This is a genomic window from Streptococcus sp. 3613 (genome assembly GCF_013277375.1).
Classification (GTDB): Bacteria; Bacillota; Bacilli; order Lactobacillales; family Streptococcaceae; genus Streptococcus; species Streptococcus pseudopneumoniae.
This window is the reverse complement of record NZ_VMMV01000135.1, coordinates 360-1,035: the sequence shown is the minus strand read 5'-3', so window position 1 is coordinate 1,035 and position 676 is coordinate 360. Positions and strand designations below refer to the sequence as shown.

General features: G+C 45.0%; 1 pseudogene. It reads left to right on the top strand.

Annotation, left to right across the window (positions count from 1 at the left end):
- Positions 1–676: pseudogene (locus HT708_RS11415) on the top strand (hypothetical protein); the annotation flags it as partial.

The window sequence follows — 676 nt, the reverse complement described above, 5'->3', positions numbered from 1 at the left end:
TTGATAAGGGTACGGATCCGCTTAAACCAGCCACAGACGGAGACGGTTTCCCTGATGTTGTAGAAAAAGACGCAGGTTCAGATCCAAACGATCCTAAGTCAAATCCAGATACCAAAGATACCGATGGAGACGGTTTCCCTGATAAGGTAGAAAAGGCAGAAGGAACAGATCCAAACGATAAGAACTCAACACCAGATAATGTCGACACCGACAAAGACGGCTTCCCTGATAAGGTAGAAAAGGCAGAAGGAACAGATCCAAACGATCTTCAGTCAAATCCAGATACCAAAGACACCGACGGAGACAGTTTCCCTGACGTTGTAGAAAAAGACGCAGGTTCAGATCCAAACGATAAGAACTCAACACCAGATAATGTCGACACCGACAAAGACGGCTTCCCTGATAAGGTAGAAAAGGCAGAAGGAACAGATCCAAACGATCCTCAGTCAAATCCAGATACCAAAGATACCGATGGAGACGGTTTCCCTGACGTTGTAGAAAAAGACGCAGGTTCAGATCCAAACGATAAGAACTCAACACCAGACAATGTCGACACCGACAAAGACGGCTTCCCTGATAAAGAAGAAGTAGATAAGGGAACAAATCCGAAAGATCCAAACTCGAAACCAGAATCTAAACCAGTAGATCCATCAACTAAGGATACAGATGGCGATGG